Origin of the sequence: Desulfolutivibrio sp., from assembly GCF_036584575.1 — a bacterium.
Lineage (GTDB): Bacteria > Desulfobacterota > Desulfovibrionia > Desulfovibrionales > Desulfovibrionaceae > Desulfolutivibrio.
In genome coordinates, this window is the sequence record NZ_JAZHDB010000140.1 from 1 (window position 1) to 17,596 (window position 17,596).

At 63.6% G+C, this 17,596-nt stretch carries 19 protein-coding genes; 11 read left to right on the plus strand and 8 right to left on the minus strand.

The window, feature by feature from the left end; all coding sequences use genetic code 11:
• The first annotated feature begins 55 nt into the window (after positions 1-55).
• The 7 genes from V3572_RS10695 to V3572_RS10725 all read left to right on the plus strand — a co-directional run bounded on the left by V3572_RS10695 (position 56) and on the right by V3572_RS10725 (position 9,271).
• Positions 56-622: an MqnA/MqnD/SBP family protein gene (locus V3572_RS10695; protein WP_332110978.1), complete on the plus strand. Its 567-nt coding sequence runs from the start codon at positions 56-58 to the stop codon at positions 620-622.
• Positions 609-1,577: a polyprenyl synthetase family protein gene (locus V3572_RS10700; protein WP_332110979.1), complete on the plus strand. Its 969-nt coding sequence runs from the start codon at positions 609-611 to the stop codon at positions 1,575-1,577. The genes V3572_RS10695 and V3572_RS10700 overlap by 14 nt, the downstream gene beginning before the upstream one ends.
• Before the next feature lie 106 nt (positions 1,578-1,683).
• Positions 1,684-4,701 carry an AIR synthase-related protein gene (locus V3572_RS10705; protein ID WP_332110980.1) on the plus strand — a complete coding sequence of 1,006 codons (3,018 nt, stop codon included), beginning with the start codon at positions 1,684-1,686 and terminating at the stop codon, positions 4,699-4,701.
• A 293-nt stretch (positions 4,702-4,994) separates the two neighbouring features.
• Complete coding sequence (locus tag V3572_RS10710; protein WP_332110981.1) at positions 4,995-5,492, plus strand: cytochrome c family protein; 498 nt, start codon at positions 4,995-4,997, stop codon at positions 5,490-5,492.
• 9 nt (positions 5,493-5,501) lie between these two features.
• The gene (locus V3572_RS10715; RefSeq protein ID WP_332110982.1) at positions 5,502-7,514 is read left to right on the plus strand and encodes a methyl-accepting chemotaxis protein; all 2,013 of its coding nucleotides are present in this window, start codon (positions 5,502-5,504) and stop codon (positions 7,512-7,514) included.
• Between the two features lie 328 nt (positions 7,515-7,842).
• The gene (rd, locus tag V3572_RS10720) at positions 7,843-8,001 is read left to right on the plus strand and encodes a rubredoxin (protein WP_332110983.1); all 159 of its coding nucleotides are present in this window, start codon (positions 7,843-7,845) and stop codon (positions 7,999-8,001) included.
• Between the two features lie 67 nt (positions 8,002-8,068).
• Entirely contained in the window at positions 8,069-9,271 is a 1,203-nt protein-coding gene (locus tag V3572_RS10725) for an FprA family A-type flavoprotein (RefSeq protein WP_332110984.1), read from the plus strand.
• Positions 9,272-9,368: 97 nt separating this feature from the next.
• Here the strand turns inward: V3572_RS10725 and V3572_RS10730 are convergent, their stop codons facing one another.
• From V3572_RS10730 to V3572_RS10745, 4 genes are all read right to left on the minus strand, one after another.
• The gene (locus V3572_RS10730; RefSeq protein WP_163301236.1) at positions 9,369-9,644 is read right to left on the minus strand and encodes an HU family DNA-binding protein; all 276 of its coding nucleotides are present in this window, start codon (positions 9,642-9,644) and stop codon (positions 9,369-9,371) included.
• 31 nt (positions 9,645-9,675) lie between these two features.
• Positions 9,676-10,077 (minus strand): MucR family transcriptional regulator, encoded by a 402-nt coding sequence (locus V3572_RS10735; protein WP_332110985.1) that lies wholly within the window; start codon positions 10,075-10,077, stop codon positions 9,676-9,678.
• A gap of 263 nt (positions 10,078-10,340) precedes the next feature.
• Positions 10,341-10,706, minus strand: a complete 366-nt coding sequence (locus V3572_RS10740; protein WP_332110986.1) for an Hsp20/alpha crystallin family protein — start codon at positions 10,704-10,706, stop codon at positions 10,341-10,343.
• 215 nt (positions 10,707-10,921) lie between these two features.
• Complete coding sequence (locus tag V3572_RS10745) at positions 10,922-11,335, minus strand: Hsp20/alpha crystallin family protein (RefSeq protein ID WP_163301234.1); 414 nt, start codon at positions 11,333-11,335, stop codon at positions 10,922-10,924.
• A 176-nt stretch (positions 11,336-11,511) separates the two neighbouring features.
• Between V3572_RS10745 and V3572_RS10750 the strand changes: the two genes are divergently transcribed.
• Both V3572_RS10750 and htpG read left to right on the plus strand, forming a co-directional pair.
• Positions 11,512-11,724: an FmdB family zinc ribbon protein gene (locus V3572_RS10750; protein ID WP_332110987.1), complete on the plus strand. Its 213-nt coding sequence runs from the start codon at positions 11,512-11,514 to the stop codon at positions 11,722-11,724.
• 90 nt (positions 11,725-11,814) lie between these two features.
• Positions 11,815-13,728 (plus strand): molecular chaperone HtpG, encoded by a 1,914-nt coding sequence (gene htpG, locus V3572_RS10755; protein WP_332110988.1) that lies wholly within the window; start codon positions 11,815-11,817, stop codon positions 13,726-13,728.
• Positions 13,729-13,996: 268 nt separating this feature from the next.
• Here the strand turns inward: htpG and gap are convergent, their stop codons facing one another.
• From gap to V3572_RS10775, 4 genes are all read right to left on the minus strand, one after another.
• Positions 13,997-15,013, minus strand: a complete 1,017-nt coding sequence (gap, locus tag V3572_RS10760; RefSeq protein WP_332110989.1) for a type I glyceraldehyde-3-phosphate dehydrogenase — start codon at positions 15,011-15,013, stop codon at positions 13,997-13,999.
• Between the two features lie 12 nt (positions 15,014-15,025).
• A complete protein-coding gene (locus tag V3572_RS10765; protein ID WP_332110990.1) occupies positions 15,026-15,589 on the minus strand; it encodes a GAF domain-containing protein in 564 nt (187 codons plus the stop codon).
• Between the two features lie 171 nt (positions 15,590-15,760).
• Entirely contained in the window at positions 15,761-16,315 is a 555-nt protein-coding gene (locus tag V3572_RS10770; RefSeq protein WP_332110991.1) for a MarR family winged helix-turn-helix transcriptional regulator, read from the minus strand.
• Positions 16,316-16,331: 16 nt separating this feature from the next.
• Positions 16,332-16,826 carry a methyltransferase family protein gene (locus V3572_RS10775; RefSeq protein ID WP_332110992.1) on the minus strand — a complete coding sequence of 165 codons (495 nt, stop codon included), beginning with the start codon at positions 16,824-16,826 and terminating at the stop codon, positions 16,332-16,334.
• Positions 16,827-17,016: 190 nt separating this feature from the next.
• Here V3572_RS10775 and V3572_RS10780 point away from each other — a divergent pair, with 190 nt between their 5' ends.
• A complete protein-coding gene (locus V3572_RS10780; RefSeq protein WP_332110993.1) occupies positions 17,017-17,271 on the plus strand; it encodes a type II toxin-antitoxin system Phd/YefM family antitoxin in 255 nt (84 codons plus the stop codon).
• The gene (locus V3572_RS10785; RefSeq protein ID WP_332110994.1) at positions 17,261-17,533 is read left to right on the plus strand and encodes a type II toxin-antitoxin system RelE family toxin; all 273 of its coding nucleotides are present in this window, start codon (positions 17,261-17,263) and stop codon (positions 17,531-17,533) included. The genes V3572_RS10780 and V3572_RS10785 overlap by 11 nt, the downstream gene beginning before the upstream one ends.
• Positions 17,534-17,596 lie beyond the last annotated feature (63 nt).

The window sequence follows — 17,596 nt, forward strand, 5'->3', positions numbered from 1 at the left end:
CCCGACACCGGCAGCAACAGGTTAAGCCAAGGGTGGTTGGATTCTGCCCGGCCTTTTGACCACGGCGGCCATGCTCTTGCGCGCCGCCCTGGCCGATCCGGCCGTGGCCGCCCTGCCCGGCATCCCCGGGCCTGACGCGACATTTACCCCCGTGCGCTACGACCTGGTGGCCGAAACCGCGGCCAGGGACCAGGCCGCCGCCCTGCTCATCCATGAAACGGCCCTGGTTCCCGAGCGCCACGGCCTGCGCCGCATCCTGGACCTGGGCCGCTGGTGGGACGAAAAAACCCACGGCCTGCCCCTGCCCCTGGGGTGCATCGTGGGCCGCACGGCCTGCGGCGACGACACCCTGCGCGAAGCGGCCCGGACCATCCGCAAAAGCCTGGAAACGGCCCTGGCCCGGCCCGAGGCGGTCCTGCCGCTTATCCGGGCCATGGCCATCGAAAAAGACGGCGGCGTCCTGGAGGCCCACATCAAGGCCTACGTCAACGACCTGTCCCGGGACATGGGACCGGCCGGAGAAAAGGCCCTCTCAGCCCTGTCGGCCATGGGGAAAAGCCCGGCCTCCCCCTTGCCAGTTCTCGGCGAATCCTGGTACAGGCCCGTCGATGAATCCGCTTGAGCGTTTTTACGAAAAGGAACTTCCCCGCATAAACCGCTTCCTGGAGTCCCAGGCCGAGCGGATGCATGTTTCCGTGCGTCCCACGGTGCGCCACGTGCTCGATTCCGGCGGCAAGCGCTTCCGGCCCGTGTTGACCATCCTGATGGCCCGGGCCCTGGGCTACCGGGGCGACGACATCCTGCCCCTGGCCTGCTCCCTGGAGCTTTTGCATTCGGCCACGCTCCTTCACGACGACATCCTCGACGGGGCCAGGCTGCGGCGCGGCCGCCAGTCCGCCCACGTCCTTTTCGGGTCCACCCACACCATCCTGGTGGGCGACGCCCTGCTGGCCCTGGCCAACCGGCTGGTGGCCGAATACGGCATTCCGCCCCTGACCCGGCACCTGTCCGAGGCGCTTTTGCGCACGGCCACCGGGGAGATCCAGGAGATCGCCCACCTGCGCGACACGGATCTGGCCATCGCCACCTACTACGAGATCATCACCGGCAAGACCGCCTTTCTCATCCAGGCCGCCTGTCGCTGCGGGGCCGTGTTCGCCGACGCGACCCCGGACATGGAGGAGGCCGCCGCCGACTACGGCCTGTCGCTGGGCATCGCCTTCCAGCTTGTGGACGACGCCCTGGACTACACCTCCCCGGCCTCGGTCTCCGGCAAGCCTGCCGCCTCGGATCTCAAGGAGGGCAAGGTCACCCTGCCCCTGCTCCTTTTTCTGGCCGACCTGGACCCCCAGGAGCGTCGGCGTCTGGCCGAGGATTTCAAACTGGACCGGCTGACGCCGGATGACCTGGAAAACCTGCGGGATACCATCGTTTCCGGCGGATACGCGGACAAGACCCGCGAGGCGGCCGCCTCGTACCTGGCCCGGGCCGAGACGGCGCTGGCCCCCTTTCCGGCCTCTCCGGAGCGGGATCTGCTGGCCCTGGCCCTGGGCCCCATGCTCGACCGGAAGAAATAGCCCCGGCCGTCGGGCCGGACCCGGGCCGGGAATCATGGTCCAGGCGTCAAGGCCTCCGCCCTGCCCCGAAACATCCCGCGAACACCCCCTTGCAAGGATGACTGCCATGCTTTTTCGCGTCGAAGTGGGACCACGGCCAGGCGTTCGTGACGTCATGGGCGAAAAGACCGCCCGAAAAATCCGCAACGAACTCGGTCTGGCCATCGGCGGCGTGGACTTGGTGCGGGTCTTCACCCTTGAGGGGCTGACCCGGGACGAGGCCGTCCGGCTGCTTGAGGCCCACGCCCTGCACGACCCGGTGCTGCATAAGGCGTCGCTCGACCCCCTGCCCCTGTCCGACCCGGGCCCGGATTTCATCCTGGAGGTGTCGTTTCGGCCCGGGGTCACGGACAACGAGGGCCGCACCGCCTCGGAGACGGCCGCCCTGGTCCTGGGTTTGCCCCCCGCCCGGGCCGCGCAGGCCGCCGTGTACACCGCCGTCCAGTACCGCCTGCGCGGGACGCCCGACCTGGAGACGGCCCGGCGCATCGGCCGCGACCTTTTGGCCAACGAGCTCATCCAGCGCTTCGAGATCAAGAGCCTGGCCCAATGGCGCGACGAGCCGGGCTTCGTCCCCCGGGCCGCCCGGGTCACCGGGCAGGCCTCGGACGACGTGGCCGCCATCGATCTTTTCGCCATGGACGACGCCGCGCTTATGGCCTTTAGCCGGGACAACGTCCTGGCCCTAAGCCTCGTGGAGATGCGGGCCATCCGCGACCACTACGCCGATCCGGCCGTGGCCCAGGCCCGGAAAACCGCCGGGCTGCCGGTTTCGCCCACGGACGCCGAGATCGAAGTCCTGGCCCAGACCTGGTCCGAGCACTGCAAGCACAAGATATTTAGCGCCGACATCGACTACGAGGACCGGGAAAAGGGCCTGCGTACGTCCCTGACCAGCCTCTACAAGACCTGCATCCAGGGCAGCACCAAAGACATCCGGCGCGAACTCGGGGAAAACGACTTCTGCCTGTCGGTCTTCACCGACAACGCCGGGGTGGTGCGCTTCACCGACACCCACCACGTCTGCATCAAGGTGGAGACCCACAACAGCCCCTCGGCCCTGGACCCTTACGGCGGCGCGCTCACCGGCATCGTGGGGGTCAACCGCGATCCCATGGGCGCCGGGATTGGGGCCAACCTTCTGTGCAACACCGACGTGTTCTGCTTCGCCTCGCCCTTCCATGAAGGGGAGCTGCCCCCGAGGCTGTTGCATCCGCGCCGGGTCTTCGAGGGCGTGCGCGAGGGCGTGGAGCACGGCGGCAACAAGTCCGGCATCCCCACGGTCAACGGCTCCGTGGTCTTTGACGAACGCTACCTGGGCAAGCCCCTGGTCTTTTGCGGCACAGTGGGCCTTTTACCGGTCACCGTGGCCGGACGCCCCAGCCATCTGAAACACGCCTGCCCCGGCGACGCCATCGTCATGACCGGCGGGCGCATCGGCAAGGACGGCATCCACGGCGCGACCTTTTCCTCCGAGGAGCTGCACGAGGGCTCCCCGGCCACGGCCGTGCAGATCGGCGACCCCATCACCCAGCGCAAGATGTACGATTTCCTCATGCGCGCCCGGGACATGGGCCTTTACAACGCCATCACCGACAACGGCGCGGGCGGCCTGTCCTCCTCCGTGGGCGAGATGGCCCAGGACAGCGGCGGCTGCGACCTGGACCTGTCCAAGGCCCCGCTCAAATACGACGGGCTTAAGCCCTGGGAGGTGCTTTTGTCCGAGGCCCAGGAGCGCATGACCCTGGCCGTGCCCGGCAAACATTTGCAGGCCTTCCTGGACCTGGCCCGGGAGATGGACGTCCTGGCCACCGCGCTTGGCACGTTCACCGATTCCGGGGTCTTTTTCGTCCGCCACGGCGAAAAGCCCGTGGCCCGGCTCCCCATGGACTTCATGCACCACGGCGCGCCGACCATGGCCCTTTCGGCCGTGTGGGAACGCCCGGCGGCGGTCGCCGCGGTCGCCCCCCAGGTTCCGGCCGGGGAGCAGGGGGCGCTGCTCAAACGGATGCTCGGGCGGCTCAACATCTGCAGCAAGGACTATGTGGTGCGCCAGTACGACCATGAGGTCAAAGGCGCCAGCGTGGTCAAGCCCATGGTCGGGGTCCGGCGCGACGGCCCGTCCGACGCCGGGGTGCTGCGGCCCGTGTTGTCGCGCCCCGAGGGACTGGTCCTGTCCCACGGCATCTGCCCCAAATATTCGGACCTCGACGCCTACTGGATGATGGCCAACGCCATCGACGAGGCCGTGCGCAACGCCGTGGCCGTGGGCGCGGACCCGGATCGCCTGGCCGGGGTGGACAATTTTTGCTGGTGCGACCCGGTGGTCTCCGAAAAGACCCCGGACGGACGCTACAAGCTGGCCCAACTGGTGCGGGCCAACCTGGCCCTGGCGCATTTTTGCCGGGCCTACCGGCTGCCCTGCGTGTCCGGCAAGGACTCCATGAAAAACGACTACACCGGCGGCGGGCAAAAAATCTCCATCCCGCCCACGGTGCTGTTCTCGGTCATGGGCTACATGCCCCAGGCCGACAAGGCCGTGACCTCGGACTTCAAAAAGCCCGGGGATCTGGTCTACCTGCTCGGGACCACGGCCCCGGAATGCGGCGGATCGGAGATCGCGGCGGAGCTTGGGTTTTTTTCCTCCGCCGTGCCCCATGTGGACGCCCTGGCCGCCGCCGTCCGCTACCGCGCCCTGTACGCGGCCATCCGCCAGGGGCTGGTCACCGCCTGCCACGACCTCTCCGACGGCGGGTTGGGCGTGGCCCTGGCCGAAATGGCCATCGGCGGCAGGTTGGGCTGCCAGGCCGATCTGGCCCTGGCCCAGGCGGCGGGCATCCACGCCGGGGACGGCGGCATGTCCGATATCGAGCTCCTGTATTCCGAATCCCCCGGACGGCTCCTGGCCACCGTGTCCCCGGACAACCAGGAGGCCTTCGAGGCCCTGTTCGCCGGGCAGGCCGCGTCCTGCCTTGGCCGGGTGACGGATTCGGGGGAGGTCGCCCTCACCAGGGGCGACCGGGTTCTCGCGGGCGAGAATGTGGAGAATTTGGCCCTGGCCTTCGCCAAGACCCTGGCCTGGTAGGTTATTTTCGTTTCTTCCCGGATTCGGCGCCGGAGTTTGCCCGTCCCGCATCCGTTTCCAGCCCGCCCCACGCTGCACGACACGTGCAAAAAGGGGCGGGCTCTCCTTTTCTCCGTTTTTTCCACGTTCAAAAGAAACAAAAGAATTCCAGCATCTTCAGACAATTCTCTTTCTTTTCGTCTCTCGTGCCCAGCCCCTTTGTGCAAAAAAAAGCGGCCTCCGGCATGTTGGTTGTTGTCACAACTGCCAGGCTCGCATATATGTGAAGGAAGTATCATGAAGGAGGCGTTCTCATGCGTGTCGTACGTTTCCCGGCCCTTTTCGCCGGGCTGGCGCTTGTGGTGTCTTTCGTCTGGGTTTCTGCTGGATTCACCCAACCACCTGAAAATACGGCGACGCCAGAAGCCAGCTATGTCGGCTCGGAGGCCTGCGCCTCCTGTCACGACGCCCAGTTTCACACGTATTCCAAGTATTCGAAAAAGGCCCATTCCTCCAAGAGCATCCAGATCATGGCCTCGGATCTGACCGAGGAGGAGCTGCGCGGCTGTTACGGATGCCATACCACCGGGTACGGCAAGCCCGGCGGGTTCGTGAGCTTTACGGCCACGCCCGGACTGGCCAACGCCGGATGCGAGGTCTGCCACGGCCCGGGCTCGGCCCACGCCGAATCCGGCGGGGATGCTTCCCTGATCAAGGGCAAGCTGACCATGGCCGACTGCGAGACCTGCCACAGCGCCGAGCGGGTCGCGGCGTTCAATTTCAAGCCCATGCTCTACGCTGGCGCGCACTAGGAGATGCCCATGGACATCATGGCTCGTTCCATCGGCGTCAAGGTGCTCGTGCTGGTCTCGGCCCTGACCATCCTGGCCTTTACCGGCCTTTTTTTGGCCAACTCCTACTGGCAGCACAACGGCACCGTGGACCAGATCCGGGCCGCCTCCGAGCGCACCTCGGACCTTTTGCGCATGGCCATCGAAGAACCCATGGCCCTGGGCAAAAACCAGGAAACCACGGCCCAGTTCGAAAAAGTCGCCAAGCGCTACGACGACATCCGCGTGTTCATGACCAATTACAAGGGCAACATCACCTACGCCACGAACCAGGCCGATCTGCGCAAGGACCTGTCCCAGGTGGTCACCGAACCCGAATTCTCCGGCGCCGTGCAAAAAAGCCTCACCTCGTCCACCACCTCCGGCGCCATCATGACCGTGGGGGGAAAAAGCGCCTTCGTGGAGATCACCTCCATCGCCAACGCCCCGGCCTGCCACCACTGCCACGGCACGAGCAAGCCGGTCCTGGGCGCCATGGTGGTCGTAAAAGACATCGAGCAGGAGATGGGGCGGCTCACCGACACCCAGTACAAAAGCGCAGGCATCTCCCTGATAAGCCTTGTGGGCCTTTTGGCCTGTCTGCTCTTTTTCATGCGCCGCTCGGTCATAAACCGCATCAGGACCATCGCCAGCGCCTCCCACGAGATCAGCCAGGGGGCCCTGGACGTGTCGTTTTCCGTGCATGGACATGACGAACTAAGCAATCTGGCGGGGAATCTGGCCGAGATGGTGGGCAAGATCAAAGACCAGCTCGAATACAACAAAAGCATCCTAAGCGGCATCATCATTCCCCTTTTCGTGGCCGACAAAAACGAGAACTTCGACTTCGTGAACGCCCCCCTGCAAAACATCCTGGGCAAGCACTACAAGGAACTCGTGGGCCGTCCCGTGGCCGAAAACCTCTCCGGCGAAAACGGCGGCCGGATCTGCGGCGAGGTCATCGCCGCCGGGACCAGCAAAAGCGGCTTCACCCGCTTCACCCGGGCCGACGGCAAGGTCTATCCCCTGCACTATGAAATATCCCCCCTGCAAAACGCCGCAGGCCAGACCGTGGGGGCCATCGGGGTGCTCATCGACCTGACCCAGGAGGAACGCGACAAGGACCGCATCCGGGCCCAGCGCGAAAATCTGCTCAAGGTGGCCCAGGAGGTCACGGACGTGGCCATGAACCTGTCCGAGGCATCCGACGAACTGTCGCGCCAGATGGAGGATCTGACCCGGGGCGTGGACACCACTGCCGGGGAGACCGAGCGGGTGGCCACGGCCATGGAGGAGATGAACGCCACGGTGCTTGAAGTCGCCAAAAACGCCGGTCAGACCGCCGAGGCCTCGGATGTGGCCAGCCAGGCGGCCCGGGAGGGTGGCCGGGAGGTGCAAAACACCGTAACGGAAACCCGCCAGGTCTCCGAGCGCACCGAAAGCCTGGCAAAATCCCTGGGCGAACTCTCCACCCGGGCGGAAAACATCGGCCGGGTCATGGCCGTCATCGGGGACATCGCCGACCAGACCAACCTCCTGGCGCTCAACGCCGCCATTGAGGCCGCCAGGGCCGGAGAGGCCGGACGCGGATTCGCCGTGGTCGCCGACGAGGTCCGCAAACTGGCCGAAAAGACCATGCTGGCCACCACCGAGGTGGCCGAGGCCATCCGGGACATCCAGGGCAGCACCCGCACCGTGGTTTCCGGCATGGACGAAACCAAGGCCAAGGTGGAGCTGACGGCCCAGATGGCGGAAAAATCCGGCGCGGTGCTGGGGCAGATCGTGGACCAGTCCGACCGCATTGCGGACATGGTGCGCAACATCGCAGCGGCCTCGGAGCAGCAGTCCTCCACCAGCGACGAGGTCAATCACAGCGTCAGCCACATTAATGAACTTTCGCAGGATATTTCGCGACAAATCCAAGAAGCCAACCACCGCATCACCGGGGTCCGGGACATGTCCCAGCATTTGGCCGCCCTGGTGGCGCGTTTTCGGGAGGGATGACCCGTCCGGGGCTGTCCCGGCGAACCGGACCATGTGCGGTCCAGGCCCGGACAGCCTCTTGACAAAAACAGCCGAACTAACGGATAGACGTCTCATGGCGTGATCGTGAAAATGGGCACGCCGTGCAGTGAGAACGAAACCGGTCCTGAACCGGCGATCTTTCGCCGGGACTCCGCCTGAAAGAGTCCATCACGGCGATACGAAAAAACACCCTGTTTGCCGCTCAGGCAAGGGTGCGCCCCTGAGGGACGCGCCCGGCGCTGAGGGCCAAAATGAGGTCTTTTTTTTCGTGGTCGCGGGGAAGGGCGATACCGGACAAGGAGACGACATGGACAGATATGTCTGCAACATCTGCGGCTATGTGTACGATCCCAAAGACGGCGACCCGGACAACGGCGTCAAGCCCGGAACCACATTCGAAGATCTCCCCGAGGACTGGGTCTGTCCGGTGTGCGGGGCCGCCAAGGACGAATTCACCAAGGAATAGCCGTCCGCTTCCATATTTTCCTTCACACCGCCGGCCCCTGGCCGGCGGTCGTTTTGAGGATGCCTGCATGAAACCCGTTCAAATCGTCAAAGACGTCCACTGGGTCGGATCCGTGGAATGGGACTGCCGCAATTTTCACGGCTATTCCACCTCTCCCCTCGGCACCACCTACAACGCCTATCTCATACGTGATGAGAAGGTCACCCTGTTCGATACGGTCAAGGCCGAATTCACAAACGAACTGCTGTGCAAAATCGCCCACCTGGTCAAGCCCGGGGACATCGACTACATCGTGGTCAACCACGTGGAGATGGACCATTCAGGGGCCCTGCCGGAGATCGTGGCCCAGGCCAAACCGGAGAAGATCTTCTGTTCCCCCATGGGCGAGCGGGCCCTGAAATCCCATTTCGACGTGTCCGGCTGGCCCATCCAGGTCGTCAAGACCGGCGACACCGTGAACATCGGCAAGCGCACCCTGTCCTTTCTGGAAACCCGCATGCTGCACTGGCCCGACAGCATGGCTACCTATATCCCCGAAGACAAGATTCTCATCACCAACGACGCCTTCGGCCAGAACATCGCCAGCAGCGAACGCTTTGCCGACGAGGTGGACCGCTCCGAGCTGTATCGCCAGATGGTCCGTTATTACGCCAACATCGTGCTGCCGTTTTCGCCCATCACGCAAAAGATCATCGCGCAAATCGAATCCCTGGGACTGGCCATAGACTACCTGCTGCCCGACCACGGGGTCATGTTCCGGGGGGCCGACGTGGCCTACGCCATCGAATCCTACAAGGCCTTCGCCGCCCAGAAGCCCACGAAAAAGGCCGTGGTGGTCTACGACACCATGTGGCACTCCACGGAAAAGATGGCCCACGCCATCGCCACAGGCCTCCTGTCCGAAGGCCTGTCCGTCAAGATCATGAACCTGCATGTCGTCGACCACAGCGACGTCATGGAAGAGGTGCTGGAGGCCGGGGCCGTGGTGGTGGGTTCGCCCACCCACAATAACGGCATACTGCCCCGGGTGGCGGACATGCTGACCTACATGAAGGGCTTGAAACCCCAGAACAAGATCGGCGGGGCCTTCGGCTCCTATGGCTGGAGCGGCGAGGCCGTCAAGGCCGTGGCCGAGGCGCTTTCGGGCATGGGCATGGAGATGCCCGCAGAACCCCTGCGCTCCCTATACGTGCCCAAGCACGAGGAACTGGCCAAATATGTGGAGATGGGCCGGACCATCGGCCAGGCCGTGGTCGCCAAGGTGGGCTGACCGCCGCGCCCGTTTTCCGACCTTCGCCCATAAAAAAAACGGCCCGGGACCATGCGGTTCCGGGCCGTCGTCATTTCGGCGATCAGGGGAAGGGAACTTACTTCACCGCTTCCTTGAGGGCCTTGCCCACGGTAAACTTCACCGCCTTGGAAGCGGGAATCTTGATCTCCTTGCCGGTCTGGGGGTTGCGGCCGGTACGGGCGGCGCGCTCGGAAACCTTGAAGGATCCGAACCCGGTCAGGGTCACGGTTTCCCCGGCGGACAGGGCGTCCCGGATGACCTCGACCACGGCGTCGAGGGCCTTGCCGGCTGCCGCCTTGGTTTCGAATCCCGCTTTAACCTGTACCTTTTCGATCAAATCAGCTTTGGCCATGTACCCTTCTCCTGCTTGCTTTCGGTTGATGTTATTTCGCGGCCTTCTGGGCTTTCTTTTCCCACAGCCGCATTTCCTTCATTTTCTTGCGACGGTCACGCTGCAAGGCCTTGCAGACCAGGGGCGTTCCCTTCTTGAAGCCGTGCTTTTCCTTGTACTCCTCGGGGGTCAACCCGTGGGAGCCAAGGTGCTTTTTGGTGATGACCTTGAAGGCCTTGCCGCATTCCAGACAGGTGACGGTCTTTTCCTTCACGGACTTTTTGGGGTCAAGTCCAAGGCCAGGCGCATTCTCGCTTGCACTGCATCCTTCGCTGATCTCCCGGATGCCGCCTGCAAGCCTCTTGACCATGGAGGTGATCTCCTCATCGGTCATGTTTCTTACGGAAGCCTGCGCTTTCACAATCTCCAGGGCGCTTTTCAAATACTCTTCCATTGATTCCTCCAAAGTCGATGATTCCGAAATCGTTCCGGCGCGGCAAACATGCTGTCAAATGGAGCGATTGTCAATTGTCGCGATCCGAAATGCACGCCGAAGCCGGAGCCAAAGCCATAAAAAGGCTGCCTCGACACGGTCGAAGTCGCGTGCGCTCTTTGCCTATTTTTTTTAGCATTACATATTCGCATAAAATACGCAAAAACAAAACGGGCCTCTCCCGAAAGAAAGGCCCGCCTCTTCATGGTGCGTGTCCCGGCCGTCTATCCGGCCTGAATTTCGATCTTGCGCGGCTGGGCCTTGGCGGCCCTGGGCAGGCTCACCTCCACCACCCCGTTTTTCAGGGTGGCCTTGATCCGCTCCTTGTCCACGATGTGCGACAGGGTGAAGCTGCGGAAGTATTCGCCCGAGCCGAATTCCACATGCCCGATCTTGCGTTTTTCCGGGGCGTCGTATTCCGCTTTGCCGGAAATCTTGATCTCATCCTCGTTTAAATCGATGATCAGGTGTTCCTTGTCCACGCCGGGCATATCCAGCAAGAGCAGGAACCCGTCATCGGTCTCGATGATATCCGTGGCCGGTTTGACCCGGGGCAATCCCTTCTCGGTCTTGGCGGCGTTTTCGTTCATGGCCGATTCCTCCCTGGCGCGATGATGGCGCCGTGTTCTCGGGGGGGGCGTCACGCCCCTTGCCCGCGGCATGTGTTTTTTCATGGCGCAGAGCGTCCGGAAAAATCCTTGTCCTGGCGGGAGGACCGAACGCACGCGCCGCGTATTCCAAAGGCAACCCGTTCCCTCCAGCCACCGCCCGTGGTCCGCAGTCGGCGACCGCTGAAAAATCCGCGCTACTGGGCGTCGATGCTGATTTTTTTGGGCTTGCTCTCTTCCGCCTTGGGGATGACCACCTCCAGGACGCCGTCTTTCATCTTGGCCGTGACCTTGTCCCGGCTGATGCCCGCCTGGATGTTCACCACCCGCTGGAAAAAGCCCGTGGGCCGCTCCTGGCGGTAGAATTTCCCCTTGACGCCCTTGCGTTCGCCCTTGATGACCAGGCTCGAATCGGTCAAGGTCAGATCCAGGTCGCCAATGTCCATGCCCGGGATCTCGCACTGGACGTAAATGCTCTCTGCATCCTCGCTGATGTTGAGCGGAGGATAGGCCAGACTCCTCTGGCTTATGGAAAGCGGCGTCCAAAGCGATTCGAGCAGCCTGTCGAAGGGATTCGACGTGCCGTAAAAAGGACTCAAATCGATAACCATGGCATGCACCTCCCAATGTTGTTTTCCGAAAAAAAGGATAATCCGGGCTGGGCCGTTGTCAACGCCGCCAGAGCCGTTTTCCCGGGCAATGTCCGGCTGCCGGGGTGCAGCGGCCCTTGACATCATGGTCCGGCGACTTACCTGATATCCGCAAAAAAAATCCCCGGAGGATCACCGTGCCCCTCTACGAATACGCCTGCCCCGCCTGCGATGCCCATTTCGAGGAACTGGTGTCCGTGCATAGCGAGGCGACCCCGAAGTGTCCCCGCTGCGGCCACGGGGCCTGCACCCGCGTCCTGTCCGCCACCTCGGCCGTGCGCCCGGGACAGGCCACCCTGCCCCGCTTCGAAACCCATTCCTCGGGATGCGGCGGCGGCGGATTCTCCTGAGCCGGATAGCCCGCGCGCCCTGGCGGCGCGCTTCAGATCCACCCGCCTCCCTGGCGGGCACACCACCTTTTTCATACAAAGGAGCGCATCATGCCGGACAAAAATCCGGGTTCCACCCATGAGTTCAAGGCCGAGATACGCCAACTGCTGGAGATCATCACCCATTCCATCTACACCAATCGCGAAATCTTTTTGCGCGAACTCGTCTCCAACGCCTCCGACGCCCTGGACAAGCTGCGCTTCGAGACCGGGCGCGGCACGGCCGTGGCCAATCCCGAACTGCCGCTGGAAATCCGCATCACCGCCGACAAGGAGGCGGGCATCCTGACCATCGTCGACACGGGCCTGGGCATGACCCATGACGAACTCATCGAGAACATCGGCACCATCGCCCGCTCCGGGTCCGCCGAGTTCCTCAAACAGCTCGCCGACAACAAGGACGCCGCCTCGGGCATCATCGGCCGCTTCGGGGTGGGCTTTTATTCCGTGTTCATGGTGGCCAAAAGCGTGGTCCTGACCACGAAATCCCTGCTTCCGGACGCCCCTGCCGTGCGCTGGGAGTCCGACGGCTCCGGCTCCTACGCCATCGAGTCCGGCCCCGAAGACGCCGTCCGGGGCACGCGCATCGAGATCCATTTGAAGGACGAGGCCAAGGAATTCGCCGACCCCGAGCGGATCAAGACCATCATCCGCAAGCATTCCAACTTCATTTCCTTCCCCATTTTCGTGGGCGAAGAAAAGGTCAACACCGTCCCGGCCCTGTGGCGCGAGTCCAAGTTCTCGGTCACGCCCGAGCAGTACAAGGAGTTCTACGAGTTTCTGACCTTCGACACCGAGGAGCCGCTTCTGACCATCCACGTCTCCGTGGATGCGCCGGTGCAGTTCAATGCCCTGCTTTTTATCCCCAAAACCCCCATGGATCTCTTCGGCATGCGTCCCGAGGCCCGGGGCCTGGACCTCTACGTGCGCCGGGTGCTCATCCAGCATGAGACCAAGGATCTGCTGCCCGAATTCCTGGGATTTGTGCGCGGCGTGGTGGACACCGAAGACCTGCCCCTGAACATCTCCCGGGAGACCCTCCAGGAAAACCGGGTGCTGCGCAAGATCGCCTCCACCATCACCAAGCAGGTTCTCGACCGGCTGGGGCAGATGGCCAAGGACGATGCGGAAAAATACGCCGACTTCTGGCGCGAGCACGGCCGGGTCATGAAGCTTGGCTACGGCGACTATCTGCACCGCGAGGCCTTTGCGGAACTGGTGCGCTTCGAGTCCTCGGCGCTTCCCCCGGAACCCGGCAAACCCGCGCCCCTGGCCTCGCTTGCCGACTACGTCACGCGGGCCACGTCCGGCCAGAAAAACGTCTACTTCCTTTCCGGCCCCTCCCGGGCCGCCCTGGACTTAAGCCCCACCCTGGAAATTTTCCGGGACAAGGGCCTTGAGGTTCTCTATCTGCTGGAGCCCATCGACGAATTCGTCATGGAATCCGTGCGCGCCTACAAGGAGCTGACCCTGACCTCCGCCGACCGGGCCGCGCCTGGCGATCTGGCCGCCTTCGAGAGCGTGGCCGCTTCGGACGCCCCGGCCCCCCTGTCAACGGAACAGCAGGCCGCCCTGCCCGGCCTGACGGCCGCCGTCAAGGCCGTCCTGGGAGACCGGGTGGCGGACGTGCGCGTGTCCGAGCGCCTGCGCAAAAGCCCCTCCTGCCTGGTCGGCCCCGACGGCGACCCCTCGGCCGGGATGCAAAAGATCATGCGCATGCTGGCCAAGGACGAGACGCCGCCGAAAAAGATCCTGGAGCTCAACCCCGACCATCCGCTTCTGCGCAACCTTTTGCGCATCCACCAGGCCAGCCCGGACGATCCCTTCCTGGCCACCGCCGCCAACCAGCTTCTGGACGCGGCCCTGCTCCTGGACGGCTACCTGACCGACCCGCACCAGATGGTGGACCGGGTCACCTCCATCCTGACCGACGCCAGCGGCTGGTACGCCGACCTGAAGAAATAAGCCGCCGCAGGCATCCCTGTCGGCCCGGCCCGGCGGCAAAAGGGGACGTGACGGGGCAGCGGCATTCCGGCCTTTGAAAAAGCGACGGCCCCCTCTCCAACCGATGGAGAGGGGGCCGTTTGTCCGCGGGATGACCGCGCGGTGCGGCGCGTGGCTGCGCCGGGCTGGCGTGGCGCCTCTCAAAAAAGACGCCGTATTTTTTCATGAACGCAATCTGCACAAATGGGTGTCCCCGCCATCCGCATGCGCAAAGGACGAGGGCGCGACGCTAGATGCCCTTTGCAGCCATGAGCTTGATCAGGTCGCCCACGCGGCAGGAATAGCCCCATTCGTTGTCGTACCAGGCCACGACCTTGGCCATGTTGCCGTTTTGGACCACGGTGTATTCTTCCTCGATGATGCCCGAGCGGGGGTCGCCCTTGTAGTCCATGGAGACCAGGGGCTCGGTGGCGTAGCCCAGGATGTCCTTGAGCTCGGCCTCGGAGGCGGCCTTCAGCGCCGCGCGCAGTTCCTCGGTGGTGGTGGATTTTTCCAGGGTGCAGGCGAAATCCACGACCGACACCGTGGGCGTGGGCACGCGCAGGGAATAGCCGCCGAATTTGCCTTTGAGCTCCGGGATGACCAGGGCCACGGCCTGGGCCGCGCCCGTGGAGGTGGGGATGATGTTCATGGCCGCAGCCCGGGCCCGGCGCAGATCCTTGTGCGGCAGATCCAGGATGCGCTGGTCGTTGGTGTAGGAGTGGATGGTGCACAAAAGCCCGGTGACGATGCCGAATTTCTCATGCACCACCTTCACGGCCGGGGCCAGGCAGTTGGTGGTGCAGGAGGCGTTGGAGATGATGTGATGCTTCTCGGGGTCGTACAGGTGGTCGTTGACCCCGAGCACGATGGTGATGTCCTCTTCCTTGGCCGGGGAGGAGATGATGACCTTCTTGGCCCCGGCGTCCAGGTGGGCCTTGGCCTTGGGGCCGGTACGGAAGATGCCCGTGGACTCGATGACCACGTCCACGCCCATGGCCCCCCAGGGAATCTCCTTGGGGTCGCGCAGGGCGAAATTCTTAATCTCCCAGCCGCCGAAGACGATGACGTCGTCTTTCACCTCGACATCGAACGTGGAACGGCCGTAGTTGGTGTCGTAATGCAACAGATGCGCGTTGGTTTTGACGTCAAAGAGGTCGTTAACGGCCACCACTTCCATGGATTCGGGGTGCTGCTCGCGCATGGCCTTGAGCACCTGGCGGCCGATGCGGCCAAATCCGTTGATGCCTACCTTGAGTTTGGTCATATATATGCCTCCTTAGTCCTCGAAGATACGGTATTCGTAGGCCGTGAGCATTTCGTAATCGGTTTTGAGCGCCTGATGCAGCCTCGCGTTCTCGATGGCGATGGCGCTTAGGTCTGCAATGGACTGAAGAAATTCCTTTTCCGCCGCATCGAACTCGCGCACGTCTCCGGCATAGACCCGCAGCACGCCGATGGCCTTGCCGTCCACGTTGAGCGGGGCCACGGCCACGGCGCGGATGCCCTCTTCCCGGGCGGCCTCGGGATACTGGAAGCGCGGATCGGCGCAGGCGTCGGCGATGCACACCACGCCGCCGCCGGACAGGGCCTCGCGATCCACCTCGCTTTTGACCACTTCGACGGGGCCCTTGCGCAGGTAGTTGCGGCTTAGGCCATACGTCGCCCCGGCCCGCAGCTTTTTCCCGGATTTGTCCAGAAGCCGCAGGGTGCAGCCCTTGGCGTCCATGGCCTTGGCCGTCTGCTCCACGATCTTTTCCAGGACGGTGGCGGGATCGAGGCTGGAATTGATGGCCGACACGGCCTCATGCAGTCCCCTGTAGAATCGCTCGTATCTGTCCATAGGTCATCCTCCTTGCCGACGAATCGGAAGTTGTCCGACGTTTCGCCGGACGCCGCGACGACGTCGCCGCCATTTCATCACAGGCGTCCGGGCGGCGGTTCCCTGGAACATGAAACGGCCGGGCTCTCCCTGCGCCCAAAAAACGGAGAAACGAAAGACCGGCCGTTTCCTCTATGAACTATTCGCGGCCGTATGGGAAGGGTGTCCGTGTGGCGTTTTCCCGGCGGGACGGTGGCGAAGGCGGGACAGAGGAAACGGGCCGTCTCCCCCGAGGGCTTTTTCAGAGCGGTCATACAGGGCGATGCGGATGCTGCGAAGCAGCGACAGGGCGTCACCCACGGCGGCCCCGTCGCAATCCGGCAGCAACCCGGTGATGATGGCCGCCTCGTTTTTCCTGACGGCGGCCAGCCGGTCGCGGCCAGCGTCGGTCAGCACCATGCGTTTTGATCGTTTGTGGCGGGGATTGTCCACGAAGGCCGCCAGCCCCATGTCCCGCAATTCGTTGCACACGACCTGCACGCACTGGCGCGAAAGGCCCAGGGCGGCGGCCATATCCGGCACAGTGGCCGAATCCAGGCGGCCAAGCAGGTCCGCCGCCCGGACCTGGGGCGTGCGCAGTCCGGAGCGTTCATGCACCGCGTCCATGCCCAGCGCCAGGAGGTCTCGCAGGGCGAAAACCTCGCGAAATAGGTCGTGCAGCCGCTCCCCCGGGCAGACAGTCGTCATGGGCGATATCCTTGGGTCACAGCCATCGGCGGACGGCCCGCCGATAGGTTTCGTAATCCGGCCCGAATCGGCGCGTCAGATACGCCTCCTCGCGCGGAATCACGTACAGTCCTAGATAGAAGGCCATGGGCAGGACGGTCAAGACCATCCAGGCACTGCCCGCCGCCAGCCCCAACCCGGTCAGGATGGCCAGAAAGCCCACATACATCGGATTGCGGCTCCAGGCGTAGGCCCCGGTGGCGACAAGCATGCTCGCGGGGCGGATGGTCTTCACATTGACCCCGAGCCTGGTGAACAGGGTATGCCCCCACATCATGAAGGCGAAACCCGCGCCGGCCAGAAGCAGACCCGCCGCCAGCCCAAAAACCCGGGGCAGCCCGGGAACGGGCCACGGCGCAACCCAGTGGAGGACCATCCCGGCAAGGAGGCACACCAGAAAAATCCGGGGCGGCTTGATGTACACCCCCGGAGAATCGGGGAGAGGGCTGGCTGAAGGCATGGCGGTATTCATACTGATCTCCTTGGCGACAGGTTGGGGGGAACCTCACATATGACAAATAACTTGTCAATATGACAATTCTATTGTCGTTATTTGCACCCTCCAAAACGCCGTGGGATGCGTCGGCCACGTCTTGACTTCCGGCGGGAGCGCACCTACTATGTCCGAAATATCTTTTTTAGCTAAATTGTCCGGAGGGACCATGAAGACTGCCACCGCGACCGCGCTGAAAAACAATCTGGGGGAGGTCATGCAGGCTGTGGCCCTGGAGCCGGTGCGCATCACCAAGCAGGGCCGCGACTATGCCGTGATGCTGTCGATCACGGAATACGAGCGGCTGACCGCGCTTGAGGACGACTGGTGGGCGCAGCGGGCCAGACAGGCCGAGACCGAGGGGGGCTACCTGGGCGAAGAGGAGAGCATGACGTTTCTGACGGAGCGGTTGCGTGGCCTGTAAGCTGGACCTGGGGCGCGAGGCCGCGAAATTTTTGGAGACGCTGCCGCCCAAACAGTTCCGGCAGGTGGTGCTGCGGATGTTTGAGCTTTTGCGCGAGCCGCTGGGGCCGGACACGTTGGCGCTGCGCGGGCACGCCGACTTCCGCCGGGCGGACATCGGGGAATATCGCATCATCTACCGCCTGGAGGCGGAGGTGGTGCGGGTGGCGCTGATCGGGAAGAGAAACGACGACGAGGTGTATCGGAGGTTCAAGAGGTTGTAGCCGCTCCCAATGAATCAGATACTAACCAACTGGATAGATTTATGAAAACTTTGTACTTGGAAG

Excerpts from the sequence above, each read along its gene's own strand:
- V3572_RS10710 (WP_332110981.1), top strand. The coding sequence starts at position 4,995 with ATGCGTGTCGTACGTTTCCCGGCCCTTTTCGCCGGGCTGGCGCTTGTG.
- gap (WP_332110989.1), bottom strand. The coding sequence starts at position 15,013 with ATGACCAAACTCAAGGTAGGCATCAACGGATTTGGCCGCATCGGCCGC.
- V3572_RS10700 (WP_332110979.1), top strand. The coding sequence starts at position 609 with ATGAATCCGCTTGAGCGTTTTTACGAAAAGGAACTTCCCCGCATAAAC.
- V3572_RS10740 (WP_332110986.1), bottom strand. The coding sequence starts at position 10,706 with ATGAACGAAAACGCCGCCAAGACCGAGAAGGGATTGCCCCGGGTCAAA.
- V3572_RS10735 (WP_332110985.1), bottom strand. The coding sequence starts at position 10,077 with ATGGAAGAGTATTTGAAAAGCGCCCTGGAGATTGTGAAAGCGCAGGCT.
- V3572_RS10730 (WP_163301236.1), bottom strand. The coding sequence starts at position 9,644 with ATGGCCAAAGCTGATTTGATCGAAAAGGTACAGGTTAAAGCGGGATTC.
- rd (WP_332110983.1), top strand. The coding sequence starts at position 7,843 with ATGGACAGATATGTCTGCAACATCTGCGGCTATGTGTACGATCCCAAA.
- V3572_RS10770 (WP_332110991.1), bottom strand. The coding sequence starts at position 16,315 with ATGACGACTGTCTGCCCGGGGGAGCGGCTGCACGACCTATTTCGCGAG.
- V3572_RS10745 (WP_163301234.1), bottom strand. The coding sequence starts at position 11,335 with ATGGTTATCGATTTGAGTCCTTTTTACGGCACGTCGAATCCCTTCGAC.
- V3572_RS10780 (WP_332110993.1), top strand. The coding sequence starts at position 17,017 with ATGAAGACTGCCACCGCGACCGCGCTGAAAAACAATCTGGGGGAGGTC.
- V3572_RS10765 (WP_332110990.1), bottom strand. The coding sequence starts at position 15,589 with ATGGACAGATACGAGCGATTCTACAGGGGACTGCATGAGGCCGTGTCG.
- V3572_RS10725 (WP_332110984.1), top strand. The coding sequence starts at position 8,069 with ATGAAACCCGTTCAAATCGTCAAAGACGTCCACTGGGTCGGATCCGTG.
- V3572_RS10775 (WP_332110992.1), bottom strand. The coding sequence starts at position 16,826 with ATGAATACCGCCATGCCTTCAGCCAGCCCTCTCCCCGATTCTCCGGGG.
- V3572_RS10715 (WP_332110982.1), top strand. The coding sequence starts at position 5,502 with ATGGACATCATGGCTCGTTCCATCGGCGTCAAGGTGCTCGTGCTGGTC.
- V3572_RS10705 (WP_332110980.1), top strand. The coding sequence starts at position 1,684 with ATGCTTTTTCGCGTCGAAGTGGGACCACGGCCAGGCGTTCGTGACGTC.
- htpG (WP_332110988.1), top strand. The coding sequence starts at position 11,815 with ATGCCGGACAAAAATCCGGGTTCCACCCATGAGTTCAAGGCCGAGATA.